We start from the raw sequence: 16,697 nt of genomic DNA, 5'->3' as shown, positions 1-16,697 counted from the left end.
AACTTTTTTTTCCCAAATTCCTTGTCAGGGCTAAGCTTTTCGATAGTTTGTATATTTTTGTCGTTCAAAAACACAGTTTTGAGCAAAAACTTCGAAATAGGACAGTCAATTCAGGTACTAGATGATAATCTAGATGGCATTATAGTCGCCATAGATATGCCATACATTACAATAGAAACCACAGATGGATTCATTATACGCTTTCGCGAAAGCGAAATTATCCCTGCTATAAGTAACACCATTAAAGAAAAACTTATCGATGTATCGTATCAGAAAGGGCTAGAAAAGGAACCTAAAGTTAAACCCAAAACTGCTCGCGTAAAACCAAAGGAACGCAACTTGCCTCCTATGGAAGTAGATTTGCATATTGAGAAATTGGTGAAGTCATATAGGCATATGACCAATCATGATATTCTTACCCTTCAAGTAGATACGGCAGAGCGACAATTACTTTTTGCGATATCAAAGCGTATTCCTAAAATTGTATTTATTCATGGAGTAGGAGAGGGTGTGCTAAAAGATGAGCTATATTATCTCTTTAACAGGTATGATGGGATTAAATTTTACAGTGCCGACTATCAAAAATATGGCGCGGGTGCTACTGAGGTTTATGTCTATCAGAACGCACAACGAAAATAATTAGAAAGTAGGTGTTGTTGTAAAAGTAGCCGAAGGTGTTCCAGTAAACTCTCCAAAAATAACAGTACGTATATCACGTATTACTTCTTCTCCGTTTTGATTACGAAAATCTAGATTTTGGGTATTAATGGTGATGATAATATCATTTAAGAAATAGGAATGTTCTCTAAAAGCTTGTGTGTTTACGGTACCAGTAAAAGCAGGATTAAGATAATCATCTAAAGATTCGTTGTCTGGATCTGAATTATCATTGCTAGGATCTAAATCCATATTTGCGTCTTCATTTATCGTTAATACTCCATCATTATCATCATCATTATCTAGGTAATCAAAAATACCATCACCATCGGTATCACGTGTTAGTTCCGTATTAATAGTATCATCATCATTTAAAACGACACCTTCTTGAGCAGTTGGGACATTATCTCCATCATCATCAAAATCTAGAATGTCTGGTATACTATCGCCATCGGTGTCTTGTAGTCCTGTTGGATCTTCTGTATCTGATGGAATCCCATCACTATCTGCATAGGTGCCACTTGTAAATACAGTAATATCTCCATCGGCACTTATAAATTCTTCAACTACTATAGGTGTAGCTGGTGGTATAGGATTACAGAAATAATCACTGGTGACTGTATTATCAAAACGTCTATACGTTATATTGTCGTTTCCGGATAGCTGTATGGAGGTTTCTCTGGTTGCTTCCATTCCATCACCAGCACCAAAGATATCCTCGGTGGTGGTAAATGACAATGCAATGCTTTCATTATTGTCAGGATTGATTTTAAAGAATACAAATTGTGACTCAAAATCTGTACAACGTTCTAAAGTTTGCTCTTCAAAGTCAAAAGAAGTAACTATAATATCACCATCATCACATGATGTTAAACAATAGATAGCTATAATAGCAGATAAAAACTTTTTCATTAAAATGAATTTTAAACAAAAATAGTAGAAAGGAAGCAACAAAGTAATGACAAAAATTATTTTATTTCCTTTACATTTGTTATTTAACAAAACTACAACGTTTGATGAATTCTATTTATTTTGATAACGCTGCTACTACCCAAATAAGAAAGGAAGTAGTAGACCGCATGACAGAAGTTATGCGAGACGTGCCAGGTAATCCTTCTTCTACGCATGCTTTTGGTCGCACGGCTAAAAGCCAAATAGAAACTGCACGTAAGCGTATTGCCAAACTTTTTAATGTTACAGCTGGAGAAATTGTATTTACATCTGGAGGTACAGAAGCAGATAACTTAGTTATTAATAGCGCTGTTCGAGACCTTGGGGTTAGACGCATTATTACATCGCGTATAGAGCATCATGCTGTGCTTCATGCCGCCGAGGAAGTTTCTACATGCCATAAAATAGATTTACAATTTGTAAATCTTAAAGAATGTGGTACTCCTGATGAAGCTCATTTAGAAGAACTTCTAAAGGCTAGTGACGTAAAAACATTAGTAAGCTTAATGCATGTGAATAATGAGATCGGTAATATGATCGATATTAAAGCTATTGCAACCTTATGTAAATCACATGGTGCACTTGTCCATTCAGATATGGTACAAAGTGTGGGGCATTATGAATTAGATTTACAAGAGATTCCAGTAGATTTTATAGCAGCAGCAGCACATAAATTTCATGGGCCTAAGGGAATTGGTTTTGCATTTGTACGTAAAAATAGCGGGTTAAAACCGCTCATTTTTGGAGGCTCTCAAGAGCGAGGATTACGTGCAGGTACCGAAGCAGTTCACAATATTGTAGGGCTTGAAGAAGCACTTCATATGTCATATAAAAACCTGGAAGAAGAAAGTGCATATGTAAAGGGGATTAAAACATATTTCGCCGAAAGGCTTCAAAAGGAGATTCCTAATGTTAAGTTGAATGGGAATTGTGGTCATTCAGAAAAAAGCACCTATACACTTTTAAATGTATGCCTTCCTATAGCAGAAGAAAAAGCGGTGTTGCTTCTTTTTCAACTAGATATGAAGGGAATTGCCTGTTCTAAAGGAAGTGCCTGTCAAAGCGGAAGCACAGGTGGATCTCACGTGCTTAAGCAAGTCTTGAATGATGAAGATTTTAAGAAACCAAGTTTGCGTTTTTCATTCTCTATTTATAATACAAAAGAAGAAGTCGACTATGTGGTAGGCGTCTTAAAAGAATATATTGAAAGTGAAAATATCCTAGCCTAGCTAGGATATTTTTTTGGTATAGGTTTGTATTTTTACGCTTTCGCGAAAATGAATACATACTCATGAACAGCCTAGAAATACGTATTGCTACCCAAGATGATGCTACACCTATTTCTCATTTAGGGAAAATTACATTTACCGAAACTTTTGGACACCTCTTTAGAAACCCGAATGATCTTCATCAGTATTTAGAAACTACATTTTCAGAAACTAAAATTAAAACAAGTTTATGTAAAGCTACCAGTATTTTTTGGCTGGCATTTATAGATGGGCAAGCTGTAGGTTATTCAAAACTAAAATTAAATTCTCCTACTTCATTTGTAGAAACTACAGTAATCTGTCAACTTCAGAAAATTTATGTATTAAAAGAATTTATCTCTTTAAAAATTGGACGCGAATTACAAAAACAATTACTTCTTAAAGCAAAAGAATTAGACTATGAGTATATCTGGTTATCTGTTCTTAATAGTAATGAACGCGCTATCCAATTTTATAAAAAGAATGGATTTGATATCATAGGCAATCATGACTTCACCATAGGAGAAGAGCATTTTGACTTTTTTGCAATGGGTAAAAAATTGATATGATAAGTAATAGTAATTACTTAGAACCTCATATTTACACGTACATTAAAGACTCTTGGAGTTAAGAAGTTAGGAACTGCAAATTGTTGTCCAGAGTTAGCATCTCTCACAAAAGTATTGGTGATCGAGTTTAATCTATCAAAGATATTGTAGATTTCAAATCCAGCACTTAATTCTTTAAATGGATATAACCAGTGTCCTTTTGGATAGTTTTTTTTCTTTCTTTTCTCTTCATCTGTAAACACGTAAGAGATTCCTAAATCTGCTCTAAAGAAATCACGTAATCTTGGTAAGTCTTCAAAATCATATGGATCTACATTACTAGGAGTACCTCCAGGTAATCCTGTTTGATAAACCATATTAAGGTATAATCTTGCACTTGGCACCGTAGGAATATAATCTTGAAAAAGGAACGCTGCTTTAAATCGTTGATCTGTTGGTCTAGCTATAAAACCTCTATTGTCTTGATTTTCTTCGGCACGAAGTAATCCTACACTGATCCAGCTATCTGTTCCGGGAACAAACTCTCCATTAAGTCTAGATTCAAAACCATAAATACGTGCAGTAGCATTATTATTGGCTCGATAACGTATACGTACATTTTCTAATGTAAATGTATTTACATCGGTAAGATCTTTATAAAAGGCTTCATTTACCAATTTAAATTGTCCTCCCCACATATTGAAACTCCAATCATGACCAATAACAGCATGGATAGATTTTTGGGCTTTTACATTGGGTACCACTTCACCTATAGCATTTCGTAATTCACGATACAAAGGTGGTTGTTGATAGACCCCTCCAGAAAGCCTAAAAACCATATCTTGATCCCAATCTGGTTTAATACTAAACTGTGCTCTTGGGCTAAAAACGGCTTGGGATGAGCTTTCTAGACCTTGACCGCTAACGGTCCATTGATGAGCTCTCACACCTACATTAAATGATACTTCATTATCCCCCCAATCGGTACGTTTGGTATATTGTGCATACCCAGAAAAACGATCTATCTGTACATCATTTCTTGCACGCACACTTGTAAAAGGTTCGATAGGTCCTTCAAAAGGAGTAAATGGTTGATCATTTGCAAAATCAGGAATAGGAGGGCGTACCGCAAAGCCAGCAGAATCTATAATCTCATATTCACGTAATTGATCGCGTATATCTTCATGAGTATATTTAATTCCCCAATCTATTTGATCTTCGCCTTTTACATATTCTCCCTTGTGCTCTACATTTACAAATAATGCATCTAGTAAGTTACGAGCACTTCTAAATTGACCTCCTGCAGCTTGTGTAAACTCTACTTCTCCCAAATCTTCACTTCCGATATTATTATCAGGAGTACCTAAACGGTATTGTGCAAGGATATCAAAAAACTCTTGCTCTTGACTGTGATAAATAGAGCCAATAAGTTTTAAGGTTAAATTCTCATTGACTAATTGTGTTGCTTTTAAGGCACCAAAATAGGTTTCGTACTTATCTTCCTCTTGTCCGTCAAATAATATTAATAGGGTTACAGGATCTGCAAGTGTTCCAAAATTTGTTTGACGATTTAAAGGTTCAAAATCATAATCGTTAATAGCAATATTACCTAAGAAGTCTAACTGAAATTTCTTTGAAAACTTATAGGTTATAAAAGTTTGTGCATCTGCAAAAATAGGATTGATATTACTTTCTGTTTGTCTTGAAGAAACTAATAACCCATTATTACGATATCTAAGTCCTGTAATAGCTGTAAGTCTTCCATCTTTAGAAACCCCTTCTACAGATGCAGTTGCTCCTAAAAGACTCGCATTTACACTAGCGCCAAATCCTGTAGGTCTTCTATAAGAGATATCCAATACAGATGCTAGTTTATCACCATACTTTGCTTGAAACCCTCCTGCGCTAAAAGAGACACTTTGTGTCAAGTCACTATTTACAAAACTGAATCCTTCTTGTTGTCCTGAACGTATTAAGAAAGGACGATATACCTCGATTTCATTTACATACACTAGATTATCATCAAAGTTTCCTCCACGTACATTATAATTCGTACTTAATTCATTAGTGCTACTGGCACTTGGAAGCGATTTTAGTAGGCTTTCGACTCCAGGTTGTGCCCCAACTGATTTACGAATGGCTTCTGGCGATATCGTAACAACCCCTTGTTCTCGAGCTCTTCTTCTATTTGATGTAATAATCGTTTCTCCTAATTGTGCTATATCTGTTTTTATAATAGGATTATACTCTATATCAGCATTTGCAGGTAGATTAAACGTTTGTGTGATATTTTTAAACCCGACATAAGAGAATACAACCGTTACTTCTTGATTTGCTGGAATTTCAATTTGGAAGAATCCATTGTCATTGGTAATTCCACCGTCATTTCCATAGGTGATATTAGCTCCTGGGACAGGGATTTGATTTTCATCTAATAAAACTCCTCTTATGGTAGCTGTTTGACTATATGTTGTCAGACAAAAAAGGAAAGCGAGTACAGGTAGGAAGTATCTTTTTTTCAAGAGATTATTTTTTTCTAAAAAATGTTGTCTCAAATGTAGTACTATTTCCTACATTATCGGTGACGATTAGTTTTAAGTTATTTTCTGTATCAGTAACGATATTATCATTAAAATCGTGTACTAAGGTATTAGTTTTATAATCATATTCCATCAGGATAAATTTACCATTTACGGTAGCACGATATCCTCTTATGCCACTTTTGGCATCTTCAATCTTAAATTTAAGGTAGCGATACTTAGACATCCACCTCCCATTAGCTACATTCTTTGGTGTAATAACTGGAGGGGTTTTATCCATTCCTATGGTATATTTTCCGAAAGTTCTGGTAGCAGTTGTGAGTGCATTATCCTTAATTCTTGTACTCGTATAATATATATCATTCCCCTTACGGTTCAATCTCCCTAAATATAGTTTTTCTCTATCCTCTCCGCTGTAAGCCGAAAGATCGTAGCTGATAATAGCATTTTTGTGTAAAGGAGTCTCTTCATTATGAAAATGAAGTGTATCAGAACTTGATGTTAGATTCAGAAATGTATGATCATATAAAGCACCTTTTGGAATATAAACAGAAAACTTACCATCTGTAAATGAAAAAGGCTGATCTGAATAGGCATAATTATCTGTAGCAATAGGTGGATTAGGTGTTGCTAGTGTATCTATTTTTCCAACAATAGGAACATTAATAGCTGTCACATTTCCTGCATAATCTTTTATTTTTATGCCATATTGATAAGACAAGCTATCATTGATGGTAAGAACACCATTATCTACATGGTTTTTATAAATACTAAGCGGATTGTTTTTTTCTATAAATAATTTCTGAACCCTATTTCTCTTTTTGATATAACGTCCGTAATCAATCATTCTATTGAGATAGCGTGTTTCGGCAAAAGAAAATTTATCCATGGAAAGTAAGAAGTTTTCTTCCCCGTTTACGGTAGTTTGAATTTGATAAATACCATTTTTATTAGTTGCACCATCTTGTTGATCTATGGTACTTATACCAAAACCTATATTTCCCTGGGCTTTGATTTTTTCAGTAATATAGGTGCTGTCTTTTTGCATTCTTACTCTAAGTTCGACAGGTTTTTGAGCACTATTTATATAAGAGTTTTCATCTAATGGATAGGCAAATGCTTTTGTGATTTTTGGTGGTTTATGATCTGCTACATCAATCCCAAATAAAAAGGGATTCATAGGTCTGGCATTAGCATCTCGAATTTCATAATGTAGATGAGGTCCGCCACTACCGCCTGTATTTCCGCTATAAGCAATTAGGTCTCCTTGAGTAACTGTCAAAGTACCTGAGGTAGGAAACACTTCAATTTCATAACGTTCTTTCTTATACTGCTTCTCCTTTATATATGCTTCTATTTCTGGGCTAAATTTCTTGAGATGTGCATATACTGTTGTATAACCATTCGGGTGTTGTATGTAGAGCGCTTTCCCATATCCGTAGTGAGAAATTTTAATTCGGCTTACATAACCCGTTGCAGTGGCGTATACTTTTAGCCCTTCCTTGCGTTGTGTTTTAATATCCAATCCACTATGGAAATGATTACTTCGTAGTTCTCCAAAAGTACCCGCCATAACAAGCGGTATCTCTAACGGATTTGTAAAATAATCTGTAGGTATATCTGTTTGTGCAAAACAAAAAAACGTAGAAAATAAATATAAAATATAAGTTGGAAGTCCCCTTTTAATCATAGACTGCTAATGTATACAAACCTTTTCTAAATTAAAACTCAGAAATATATGTTTTAGTATGATGTTGTCCGCTTTCGCGAAATATTATAAGGAGTCTTTTAAAATACCTTAAACTTTATTGGGACACTGATACTTTTCCTAACTGTCAAGATTTACAATATAGGCCATAAATTCTAATGTATAAAAATGCCTAGTAATGGGTATTTTAAGTACTCTTTACAACTACGATTTTTACGCCTTTAAATCTTCAAAATTAATTATGATGAAAAAAATTAGTTTATTTTTTGTGCTACTTATATGTGCAAATTTGTTTAATTCATGTTCAGATGACGATTCAGGTCCAATAACAATCGACTTGATATTTACATGGAACTCTGTACATGAAGATGTTTCGTTTCCTTTAATTCGCGATAGTGATGGCAATGATATAGGAGGAGAAGAAACAGCAAACTTATTTGATTTAGAAAGAGGAGAAACAAGAAGTGTAGAAGTTGTTTTAGACCGAGGAGGAACTGCACTTGAACTTTCTAGTTTTATTGATCTTGAACTGACTAGAGTTCTTACAAACGGTATAGTAAACGATGGTGATACTGTAAGCTGGGATACGATAAATAGTTTTGCAACTGTATCGGGATCAAGCTCTAATACAGGAGGAGATGAAATTTTAGGTCGATGGAATCAAATACCTACAGAGTGTACCAATGCTAATGGAGATGGAAACTTCTTTAATTTCACTTCAAGTTCTTCCGGATCTGTTTTTCAAGCAGATTGTAACGATATCTGTATGAATGGAGGGATCATTACAGATTTTAATTATACGATTTCGGGAAATAGTATAACCATTACACCAACAGATGTAAGTAGTTGCGTTGGAGAGCAAAACGATCCACCCTCAGCATTTACAAGTACTTGGTCAATTTCGGGGAATATTCTTACTCTGGATGGTCAACAATTTGAAAGATCATAAAACACCACTTTATATTTATTAACCCACTACTTTTTAGTTATAGAAGCCGTCTTATTAATTTCTAATTAGACGGCTTTTTGTAATGTTGTCGAGTAATCTGAATTTAAACTTGAATAACGCCTAAATTAAAAGGCTTTTCGATAGGAGCATGGTCTGCAGCTTCAATTCCCATAGAAATCCATTTTCTTGTATCTCTAGGATCTATAACACCATCTGTCCAAATACGTGAAGCCGCATAATACGGAGAGATTTGCTCGTCATAACGTGCTTTGATCTTATCGTATAATTCTTTTTCAACTTCTGGAGTAATTTCTTTTCCTTGTTTTTTAAGAGAAGCCGTTTCTATTTGTAATAATACTTTGGCTGCAGAATTACCACTCATCACAGCAAGCTCTGCACTTGGCCAAGCAGCTATAAGTCTAGGATCATAAGCTTTACCACACATGGCATAATTACCAGCACCATAGGAATTTCCAATAACAATAGTAAACTTAGGCACTACACTATTTGATACTGCATTTACCATTTTTGCACCGTCTTTTATAATACCTCCATGCTCACTTTTACTACCTACCATAAATCCGGTAACATCTTGTAAAAATACCAATGGAATTTTCTTTTGATTACAATTGGCTATAAAACGAGTTGCTTTATCGGCGCTATCAGAATAAATCACACCGCCAAACTGCATTTCACCTTTTTTAGTTTTCACCAACTTACGCTGATTTGCTACTATACCCACAGCCCAACCATCTATACGAGCATATCCAGTAAGAATACTTTGTCCATATCCTTCTTTATATTCATCAAACTCAGAATGATCTACAAGACGTTTGATGATTTCACGCATATCATATTGATCGGCTCTGGAAGCTGGAAGAATACCAAAAATTTCATCAGGATTTTCTTTAGGAAGTGCAGCCTCTTTACGGTTATATCCTGCTTTTGTATAATCTCCTATTTTATCCATTAATTTTTTAATGGTATCCAAAGCATCCTTATCATCTTTTGCTTTGTAATCTGTTACACCGCTTATTTCACAATGCGTTGTTGCACCTCCTAATGTTTCATTATCTATCGTCTCACCAATTGCCGCTTTTACAAGGTAACTTCCAGCAAGAAAAATACTCCCTGTTTTATCTACAATAAGTGCTTCATCACTCATGATAGGAAGGTAGGCACCTCCAGCAACACAACTACCCATAACCGCAGAAATTTGAGTAATACCCATACTGCTCATTACAGCATTATTTCTAAAAATACGCCCAAAATGCTCTTTGTCTGGAAAGATTTCATCTTGCATAGGAAGATATACTCCTGCACTATCTACAAGATAAATAATAGGTAATTTATTTTCTATTGCAATTTCTTGTGCTCGTAAATTTTTCTTTCCAGTGATTGGAAACCAAGCGCCTGCTTTTACAGTAGCATCATTAGCAACAACAATACATTGCTTTCCAGATACGTATCCAATTTTTATAACCACACCACCACTAGGGCAGCCACCATGTTCTTCATACATTCCTTCACCAGCAAAAGCACCTATTTCGATGCATTTTTTTGGATCGTCTACTAGGTAGTCTATTCGTTCTCGTGCCGTTAGTTTTCCTTTAGAATGATGTTTTTCAATACGCTTTTCACCGCCACCCAATTTTACTTTTGCAAGTTTTCTTTTTAAATCAGAAAGTAAGAGTTTATTATGATCTTCGTTTTTATTGAATTTTATATCCATAGTACTGAAATACGCTTTTTTATATAGGTAGGTATATTAAAAATAATGTTTTTAAAAACGCCTTATTTTTTTGTTAAAATGGATAAGACGTAAAATAATGTTCGAATTTACGAAAACCTTATAGCTTTCTCTTCCTCACGTTTATGAAATTTAGTCGATATTTGTATTTCGATCCCTTGTTATGACAATTATTCTTATAATTGCTGAACAACTTAAATTGAATCTATGGGAATGAATAAGAATACGGTGCTCGCTTGGGCTACCTTTATAATGATTGTAGTTGGACTAGCACTTATTGCTTTAGGAGCTTTTAGATATGATGATGTTGCCGGATGGGGCTTTGCCGCAGTTGGTTTTGGCTTTTTTGCCATTGCATGGGTGTTTAATGCCCTTAAAGGAAGAGTTTAAGATCGTTTAGTATGCTCCTTGATGCGTTTCAATCACATCTAAAAAAACAATTTCCTTTCCTCACAGAGAATACAAAATTACTAGCTACCGTAAGTGGAGGATTAGACAGTACTGTTTTGGTACACCTTTGTATATCATCTGGATTAGATATAGGGATTGCACACTGTAATTTTAACTTACGAGGAGAAGAAAGTGATGAAGATGCGCGTTTTGTAAAGGCGCTTGCTGCAGAAAACACGCTTTCGTATTACGAGAAGAGTTTTGATACATCCGCTTACGCAAAAAAACATACCATCTCTACCCAAATGGCAGCTCGCGATTTAAGGTATACTTGGTTTAAAGAACTCACTGCCGCTGAAGGATACGATTATATACTGACAGCACACCATAGTAATGATAATCTAGAAACACTGCTGATTAATATAACTCGAGGTACAGGAATAGATGGTTTGAGTGGAATACCGGCTATTTCTGGGAATGTGTTGAGGTTGCTGTTACCGTTTTCGCGAAAGCGTATTTATGAATATGCACAAGCGCATCAAATTACATGGCGTGAAGATAGTAGTAATGCTTCTGATGCATATGTACGTAATGCGATCCGTCATCATGTTATCCCTGAACTAGAAAAAATACGACCAGATATACTACACACGGCAGAAAAAACAGTAACGCATGTACAACAATCGGTGAGCTTATTAAATGTATATGAGCAAGAACTGAAGGACCGATATTTCTATCCGTTGGATAGTTTAATAGGACCTCGTGCTATCTGTGTAGACATTCCTAAATTAAAAGCGCATCCAACTCCTCATGCTGTACTTTATGTATTGTATAAGGATTATGGATTTACTGCTTGGGAAGATGTGTATCATTTACTAGAAGCGCAATCGGGCAAACAACTTTTTTCGGATACACATCGACTACTAAAAGACCGAACCACATTACAACTTTACCCTTATCGTAAAGAAGAAAGAAATAAAACGACTTCTTTTCTAATAAAGGAAGACATACAAGAACATCAAGGCGATTATGGAAGGTTGTCATTTGCTGGGGTAGATGCTATTGCAACTGTCTTAGATACTGAGATATATGTAGACCTTTCTAAAGTACAATTTCCAATGACTGTACGCCGTTGGAAAGAAGGTGATTTCTTTTATCCTTCAGGAATGCAAGGGAAAAAGAAATTGAGTAAATTTTTTAAAGATGAAAAGCTATCTTTGGTAGCCAAAGAAAATACCTGGTTGTTATGTGACCAAAAAGGAATTATTTGGATACTAGGGTATCGTTCTGATAGAAGATATAGTGCGCAAGAGGATACAAAAAAACTACTAAAAATAACATATGCAATATGATGCGTAAAACGCTTACACTCCTCGGAGTATTTATACTTACCGCAACACTTGCGATGGCTCAAGGGTTTGGCGATAGACAAGGCTTTGGAGGTGGTCAGAAGTTTGACCCTGTGAAATGGTCTGGAGAAATTGAAAAAATTTCAGATACAGAATATATTTTACACTATAATGTTGTTATAGAAAAGGATTGGCATGTATATAGCCAGTTTACTCCTGAAGATGGACCAAATCCTTTGCGATTTGAGTTTTTTCCTAAAAGTAATGCCACTTATATATTAGAAGGAAACGCAGTCGAAAGTCCTACTCATAGAGAGTATAGCGAGATTTTTGGAGTAGATGAGGTTTTTTGGAAAGATACAGGACGATTATCTCAAAAGATTACGCTTAACGATCCAAATACACCCTTTGTAAAATCGATAATAAAACATCAAACCTGTAAAGAAGTTTGTATCAATCAAGAGTTTAATGTAGTACATGACTTAGTAAATAACAAGGTGGTTATTTTTGATAATTTTACTGCATTTCAGGAATACGGAACCGATACAAATACAGCTAAAAAAGAAAAGGTAATAGACGATGATGATGATGATCAAAATGAAGATAAAAAAGGGCTATGGCTCATATTTTTTCTATCTTTTTTAGGTGGGTTTACAGCACTCTTAACACCATGTGTATTTCCTATGATACCCATGACCGTGAGCTTTTTTACAAAACAGAGCAAATCACGTGCGCAAGGAATTAAAAATGCCATTATATATGGCTTATCTATTATACTTATATATGTAGTATTAGGACTTGCAGTGACAGCTATTTTTGGAGAAACTGCCATTGTTGAGGTTTCTACAAGTGTCCCTTTTAATATTGCGTTTTTTGTTTTACTCGTAGTATTTGCTATTTCATTTTTGGGAGCATTTGAAATTATGTTACCGCAATCATGGGCAAATAAAGTAGATCGACAAGCAGATCGAGGAGGGTTGATCGGTATTTTCTTTATGGCATTGGCATTGGCTATTGTTTCTTTTTCTTGTACAGGACCTATCGTTGGAACTGCTCTTGTTGAATCTGTAACAAAAGGAGGAATAGCACCTATCATAAGTATGTTAGGTTTTTCTTCTGCTATAGCATTACCATTTGCATTATTTGCGATGTTTCCTGGTTGGTTAAACTCATTACCAAAATCAGGTGGATGGCTGAATACTGTAAAAGTAGTATTAGGGTTTTTAGAGTTAGCATTGGCATTTAAATTTTTATCAAATGCAGATCTTGTTGCACAAACTAATATTTTAGAGCGCGAAATATTCTTAGCGATCATTATTGCTATCATGATAGGGCTAACGGTATATCTATTCGGGAAATTAAAGTTACCTCATGATAGTGATTTAAATCATATCTCGGTAGGACGTCTTTTACTTGGATTAACTACATTAAGTCTTGTAGTATATATGATACCGGGTCTATGGGGAGCGCCTCTTAAATTGATAAGTGGTTTTCCTCCTCCTATGAAAAATAGTGAATCTCCGTATGGTGTAGGTGGTAAATCTTCTATCGTTTCTTCAGAAGAAGAAATTCCAGAACATGCAGAGTTGGGGCCACATGATTTATTATCTTTTACAGATTATGATGCAGGAGTTGCCTATGCAAAAAAGGTAAATAAAACGATTCTTTTAGATTTTACGGGATATGCCTGTATAAATTGTAGACGAATGGAAGAACGCGTATGGTCAGACCCTAAAGTATTAAATGTTTTACGTAATGATATTGTTTTAATTTCTTTATACGGTGACTCTAGAGAAGAACTCCCAGAAAGTGAACAAGGCGTTAGTGCTTCAGGACGTCGTATAAAAACAGTAGGAAATAAATGGAGTAATTTTCAGATAGAACGTTATGGTATTTTAGCCGCTCCTTACTATGTATTGCTAGACCATGACGAAAAAGAATTAAATAAGCCAGTATCTTATACTCCTGATATTGAGGAATATTTAGCTTGGTTAAAAGAAGGAATAACACGATTTAATAATAATTAATATATAATGAAGAAACTATTCGTATTGCTATTTGTTTTTGCTTTCGCGAAAGCGTATGCACAAGAAACCTATGATGTAAAAGCACATTACAATAAACAAGAGGTGGATATTGTGATGCGTGATGGCGTAAAACTCCACACGACTATTTATTCTCCAAAGGATACTTCAAAGACGTATCCTATTGTAATGCAACGTACACCATATAGTAGCAAACCTTATGGGGAAGGACAATTTCGTTCTAAAATAGGGCCTAATAAGTATATGATGGAAGAAGGAAATATTATTGTATACCAAGATGTACGTGGGCGATGGATGAGTGAAGGGAAGTATGATAATATGCGCGCTTATATTCCTAATAAAGAAGGTAATGAAGTAGATGAAGCAAGTGATACCTACGATACGATAGATTGGCTAGTGAAAAACGTAGAAAATAATAATGGGAATGTTGGAACTTGGGGAATTTCGTACCCTGGCTTTTATGCAACCTATTCTTTATTAAGCGGTCACCCTGCTTTAAAAGCGAGTTCACCACAGGCTTGTATTGGAGATTTCTTTTTTGATGACTTTCATCATAATGGAGCTTATTTACTGAGTTACTGGAGAGCAACTGCTTTATTTGGATATCAAAAAGAAGGCCCAACTACAGATGCATGGTACCAATTTCCAAAATTAGATAGTGACGATCAGTTTGACTTCTTTTTGAAGACAGGACCGTTATCAAATCTAGATGCATATTATGATGAAACTAATGAGTTCTGGACACAATTAAAAGAGCATCCTAATTATGATGAGTTTTGGAGATCTAGAGGGATTATTCAACATCTAGAAAATATCAAACCTGCTGTTATGACAGTAGGAGGTCTTTTTGATGCAGAAGATTTATATGGACCTTGGGAAACGTATAAGAATATAGAAAAACGTAGCAATAATTATAACACCGTTGTTTTTGGACCATGGAGTCATGGAGATTGGGCACGTGATAGAAAAAGACAAGCTGTAGGTAATGTGTATTTTGGAGATAATATCTCTGATTATTTTCAAAAAGAATTAGAGACAAAATTCTTTAATCACTTCTTAAAAGGAATGGGAGGTAATGAGACACAATTACCCGAAGCACATATATTTGATACTGGAACGAAAGAGTGGAAGTCATTTGATGTATGGCCACCTAAAGCAACAATGGGAGCTACATTTTATTTAGATGACAATAATAGGTTGTCTGGAAGCCCATCTACTAAGAATGGAGCAGAAACTTTTGTGAGTGATCCAGCAAATCCAGTTCCGTATGCCGAAGGGAAGAAAATGGTGTTTACACCTCGTAAATATATGAGTGATGATCAACGATTTGCAGCTAAAAGGGATGATGTATTAGTATATGAAACGCCTGTACTAGATGATGAGGTGACACTCGCTGGGGAGATTATGGCAAAACTAGAAGTAGCTACTACTGGAACTGCCGCAGATTGGATTGTAAAAATCATTGATGTGTATCCAGATGATGTACCTAATACAGAAGAGACAGAAGAAGGTGTTCAAATGGCGGGTTACCATCAAATGGTGCGTAGCGAAGTCATGAGAGGACGCTTTAGAAGAAGCATGGAACGTCCAGAAGCATTTGTACCTGGTAAAAAAGAAGAAGTTTTCATCAAGTTGCAAGATGTGTTACATACCTTTAAGAAAGGTCATAAAATACAGATTCAAGTGCAAAGTACATGGTTTCCGCTTATTGATTTGAATCCACAAACGTATGTAGATAATATTTTTGAAGCTAAGAAGTCTGACTTTACAAAAGAAACACATACTGTGTTTCATACTTCTAGAATCTCATTTAGTATTCTGAGATAGAAATAAGATATCTTACTAAAATAAAAAAGCGCACCTACCAGGTGCGCTTTTTTATTTTAGATATGTCCTAAAACGGAAAAACACCCCGCTAAGCCGCGAGATGCCTTTCACCCCCTATATTGTTTTGTGCGTAGGTAGCAAGCGCACTATATATATTGATGTTTAGATTTTTTTAGAAAAACATCCCGCAGAGAAGCGGGATGCCTTTCACCCCTAAATTAAATGGTATTGTGCGTTAAAATTGTCTTTAAACACTCAAATAAAAACGTCACATCCCCCATTTGTTAAATCTAAACAAACCTTTATTTGTTTTCTATGTTAAAAGTATAGGATACTTATGTGCTAGGAAAGGGGTAAATCCCCCTTTTTTGATTTTTTTTGCTCAGTTTTCTTCTGAAAAATGGGGGTATTTTCTTTTTTGTTAACTTTTTTTTAAGATGCAAATGTATTTCATCTTGATTTTATGTCTATTTGCCGATTGTTTGAGAATTACGAGTATAGTATTAATTCCTACTAGAATGATAGGATTTTCATAAAACATTGTATGAATTTCGTCATTTGAAAATGTATTCATAACAGGAATTATTATGTATAATGTGTAAGATAGATCTCTCTATTTTTTCTATTCTGAAACCTTTCTTAAATAACCCTTACTAAATATTGCGAATTTGATAATTTTTACGATAACGTTTTCGTTAACGTATTTAATTGAAAGCATTGAATATCAATATGTTAA

Annotated in this window: 13 protein-coding genes; 8 read left to right on the top strand and 5 right to left on the bottom strand. The window is 35.0% G+C overall.

What is annotated here, in order from left to right; genetic code table 11:
- Positions 1–78: 78 nt before the first annotated feature.
- Positions 79–639: a Smr/MutS family protein gene (locus tag CHB80_RS16470; RefSeq protein ID WP_089372594.1), complete on the top strand. Its 561-nt coding sequence runs from the start codon at positions 79–81 to the stop codon at positions 637–639.
- Here CHB80_RS16470 and CHB80_RS16465 read toward each other — a convergent pair whose 3' ends face one another.
- Positions 640–1,569, bottom strand: coding sequence for a hypothetical protein (locus CHB80_RS16465; RefSeq protein WP_089372593.1), 930 nt, complete (start codon positions 1,567–1,569; stop codon positions 640–642).
- A 104-nt stretch (positions 1,570–1,673) separates the two neighbouring features.
- Here CHB80_RS16465 and CHB80_RS16460 point away from each other — a divergent pair, with 104 nt between their 5' ends.
- Both CHB80_RS16460 and CHB80_RS16455 read left to right on the top strand, forming a co-directional pair.
- Positions 1,674–2,837: a cysteine desulfurase family protein gene (locus tag CHB80_RS16460; RefSeq protein WP_089372592.1), complete on the top strand. Its 1,164-nt coding sequence runs from the start codon at positions 1,674–1,676 to the stop codon at positions 2,835–2,837.
- Between the two features lie 62 nt (positions 2,838–2,899).
- Positions 2,900–3,424, top strand: coding sequence for a GNAT family N-acetyltransferase (locus tag CHB80_RS16455; protein WP_089372591.1), 525 nt, complete (start codon positions 2,900–2,902; stop codon positions 3,422–3,424).
- A gap of 17 nt (positions 3,425–3,441) precedes the next feature.
- Here CHB80_RS16455 and CHB80_RS16450 read toward each other — a convergent pair whose 3' ends face one another.
- Both CHB80_RS16450 and CHB80_RS16445 read right to left on the bottom strand, forming a co-directional pair.
- Entirely contained in the window at positions 3,442–5,925 is a 2,484-nt protein-coding gene (locus CHB80_RS16450) for a TonB-dependent receptor (RefSeq protein ID WP_089372627.1), read from the bottom strand.
- Between the two features lie 4 nt (positions 5,926–5,929).
- Complete coding sequence (locus CHB80_RS16445; RefSeq protein ID WP_089372590.1) at positions 5,930–7,633, bottom strand: M23 family metallopeptidase; 1,704 nt, start codon at positions 7,631–7,633, stop codon at positions 5,930–5,932.
- A 259-nt stretch (positions 7,634–7,892) separates the two neighbouring features.
- Here CHB80_RS16445 and CHB80_RS16440 point away from each other — a divergent pair, with 259 nt between their 5' ends.
- Complete coding sequence (locus tag CHB80_RS16440) at positions 7,893–8,600, top strand: hypothetical protein (protein WP_143337162.1); 708 nt, start codon at positions 7,893–7,895, stop codon at positions 8,598–8,600.
- Positions 8,601–8,703: 103 nt separating this feature from the next.
- Here CHB80_RS16440 and CHB80_RS16435 read toward each other — a convergent pair whose 3' ends face one another.
- The gene (locus tag CHB80_RS16435) at positions 8,704–10,332 is read right to left on the bottom strand and encodes an acyl-CoA carboxylase subunit beta (RefSeq protein ID WP_089372588.1); all 1,629 of its coding nucleotides are present in this window, start codon (positions 10,330–10,332) and stop codon (positions 8,704–8,706) included.
- Between the two features lie 225 nt (positions 10,333–10,557).
- Here CHB80_RS16435 and CHB80_RS16430 point away from each other — a divergent pair, with 225 nt between their 5' ends.
- The 4 genes from CHB80_RS16430 to CHB80_RS16415 are packed head-to-tail and all read left to right on the top strand — an operon-like array spanning position 10,558 to position 15,961.
- Positions 10,558–10,740: a CAL67264 family membrane protein gene (locus CHB80_RS16430; RefSeq protein WP_089372587.1), complete on the top strand. Its 183-nt coding sequence runs from the start codon at positions 10,558–10,560 to the stop codon at positions 10,738–10,740.
- An 11-nt stretch (positions 10,741–10,751) separates the two neighbouring features.
- A complete protein-coding gene (gene tilS, locus CHB80_RS16425) occupies positions 10,752–12,092 on the top strand; it encodes a tRNA lysidine(34) synthetase TilS (protein ID WP_089372586.1) in 1,341 nt (446 codons plus the stop codon).
- Positions 12,093–12,145: 53 nt separating this feature from the next.
- Positions 12,146–14,116 carry a protein-disulfide reductase DsbD family protein gene (locus tag CHB80_RS16420; RefSeq protein ID WP_229746943.1) on the top strand — a complete coding sequence of 657 codons (1,971 nt, stop codon included), beginning with the start codon at positions 12,146–12,148 and terminating at the stop codon, positions 14,114–14,116.
- A 6-nt stretch (positions 14,117–14,122) separates the two neighbouring features.
- On the top strand, positions 14,123–15,961 hold the full coding sequence (locus tag CHB80_RS16415; protein WP_089372585.1) for a CocE/NonD family hydrolase: 1,839 nt from the start codon (positions 14,123–14,125) through the stop codon (positions 15,959–15,961).
- A 421-nt stretch (positions 15,962–16,382) separates the two neighbouring features.
- Here the strand turns inward: CHB80_RS16415 and CHB80_RS24715 are convergent, their stop codons facing one another.
- Positions 16,383–16,535, bottom strand: a complete 153-nt coding sequence (locus CHB80_RS24715; RefSeq protein ID WP_179218197.1) for a hypothetical protein — start codon at positions 16,533–16,535, stop codon at positions 16,383–16,385.
- Positions 16,536–16,697 lie beyond the last annotated feature (162 nt).

The sequence above is a fragment of the Dokdonia pacifica genome (assembly GCF_900188275.1).
GTDB lineage: Bacteria > Bacteroidota > Bacteroidia > Flavobacteriales > Flavobacteriaceae > Dokdonia > Dokdonia pacifica.
The sequence above is the reverse complement of the archived record's forward strand: the minus strand, read 5'-3'. Positions and strand labels throughout refer to the sequence as shown.

Excerpts from the sequence above, each read along its gene's own strand:
- CHB80_RS24715 (WP_179218197.1), bottom strand. The coding sequence starts at position 16,535 with ATGAATACATTTTCAAATGACGAAATTCATACAATGTTTTATGAAAAT.
- CHB80_RS16440 (WP_143337162.1), top strand. The coding sequence starts at position 7,893 with ATGATGAAAAAAATTAGTTTATTTTTTGTGCTACTTATATGTGCAAAT.
- tilS (WP_089372586.1), top strand. The coding sequence starts at position 10,752 with ATGCTCCTTGATGCGTTTCAATCACATCTAAAAAAACAATTTCCTTTC.
- CHB80_RS16455 (WP_089372591.1), top strand. The coding sequence starts at position 2,900 with ATGAACAGCCTAGAAATACGTATTGCTACCCAAGATGATGCTACACCT.
- CHB80_RS16415 (WP_089372585.1), top strand. The coding sequence starts at position 14,123 with ATGAAGAAACTATTCGTATTGCTATTTGTTTTTGCTTTCGCGAAAGCG.
- CHB80_RS16420 (WP_229746943.1), top strand. The coding sequence starts at position 12,146 with ATGGCTCAAGGGTTTGGCGATAGACAAGGCTTTGGAGGTGGTCAGAAG.
- CHB80_RS16435 (WP_089372588.1), bottom strand. The coding sequence starts at position 10,332 with ATGGATATAAAATTCAATAAAAACGAAGATCATAATAAACTCTTACTT.
- CHB80_RS16430 (WP_089372587.1), top strand. The coding sequence starts at position 10,558 with ATGGGAATGAATAAGAATACGGTGCTCGCTTGGGCTACCTTTATAATG.
- CHB80_RS16445 (WP_089372590.1), bottom strand. The coding sequence starts at position 7,633 with ATGATTAAAAGGGGACTTCCAACTTATATTTTATATTTATTTTCTACG.
- CHB80_RS16465 (WP_089372593.1), bottom strand. The coding sequence starts at position 1,569 with ATGAAAAAGTTTTTATCTGCTATTATAGCTATCTATTGTTTAACATCA.
- CHB80_RS16460 (WP_089372592.1), top strand. The coding sequence starts at position 1,674 with ATGAATTCTATTTATTTTGATAACGCTGCTACTACCCAAATAAGAAAG.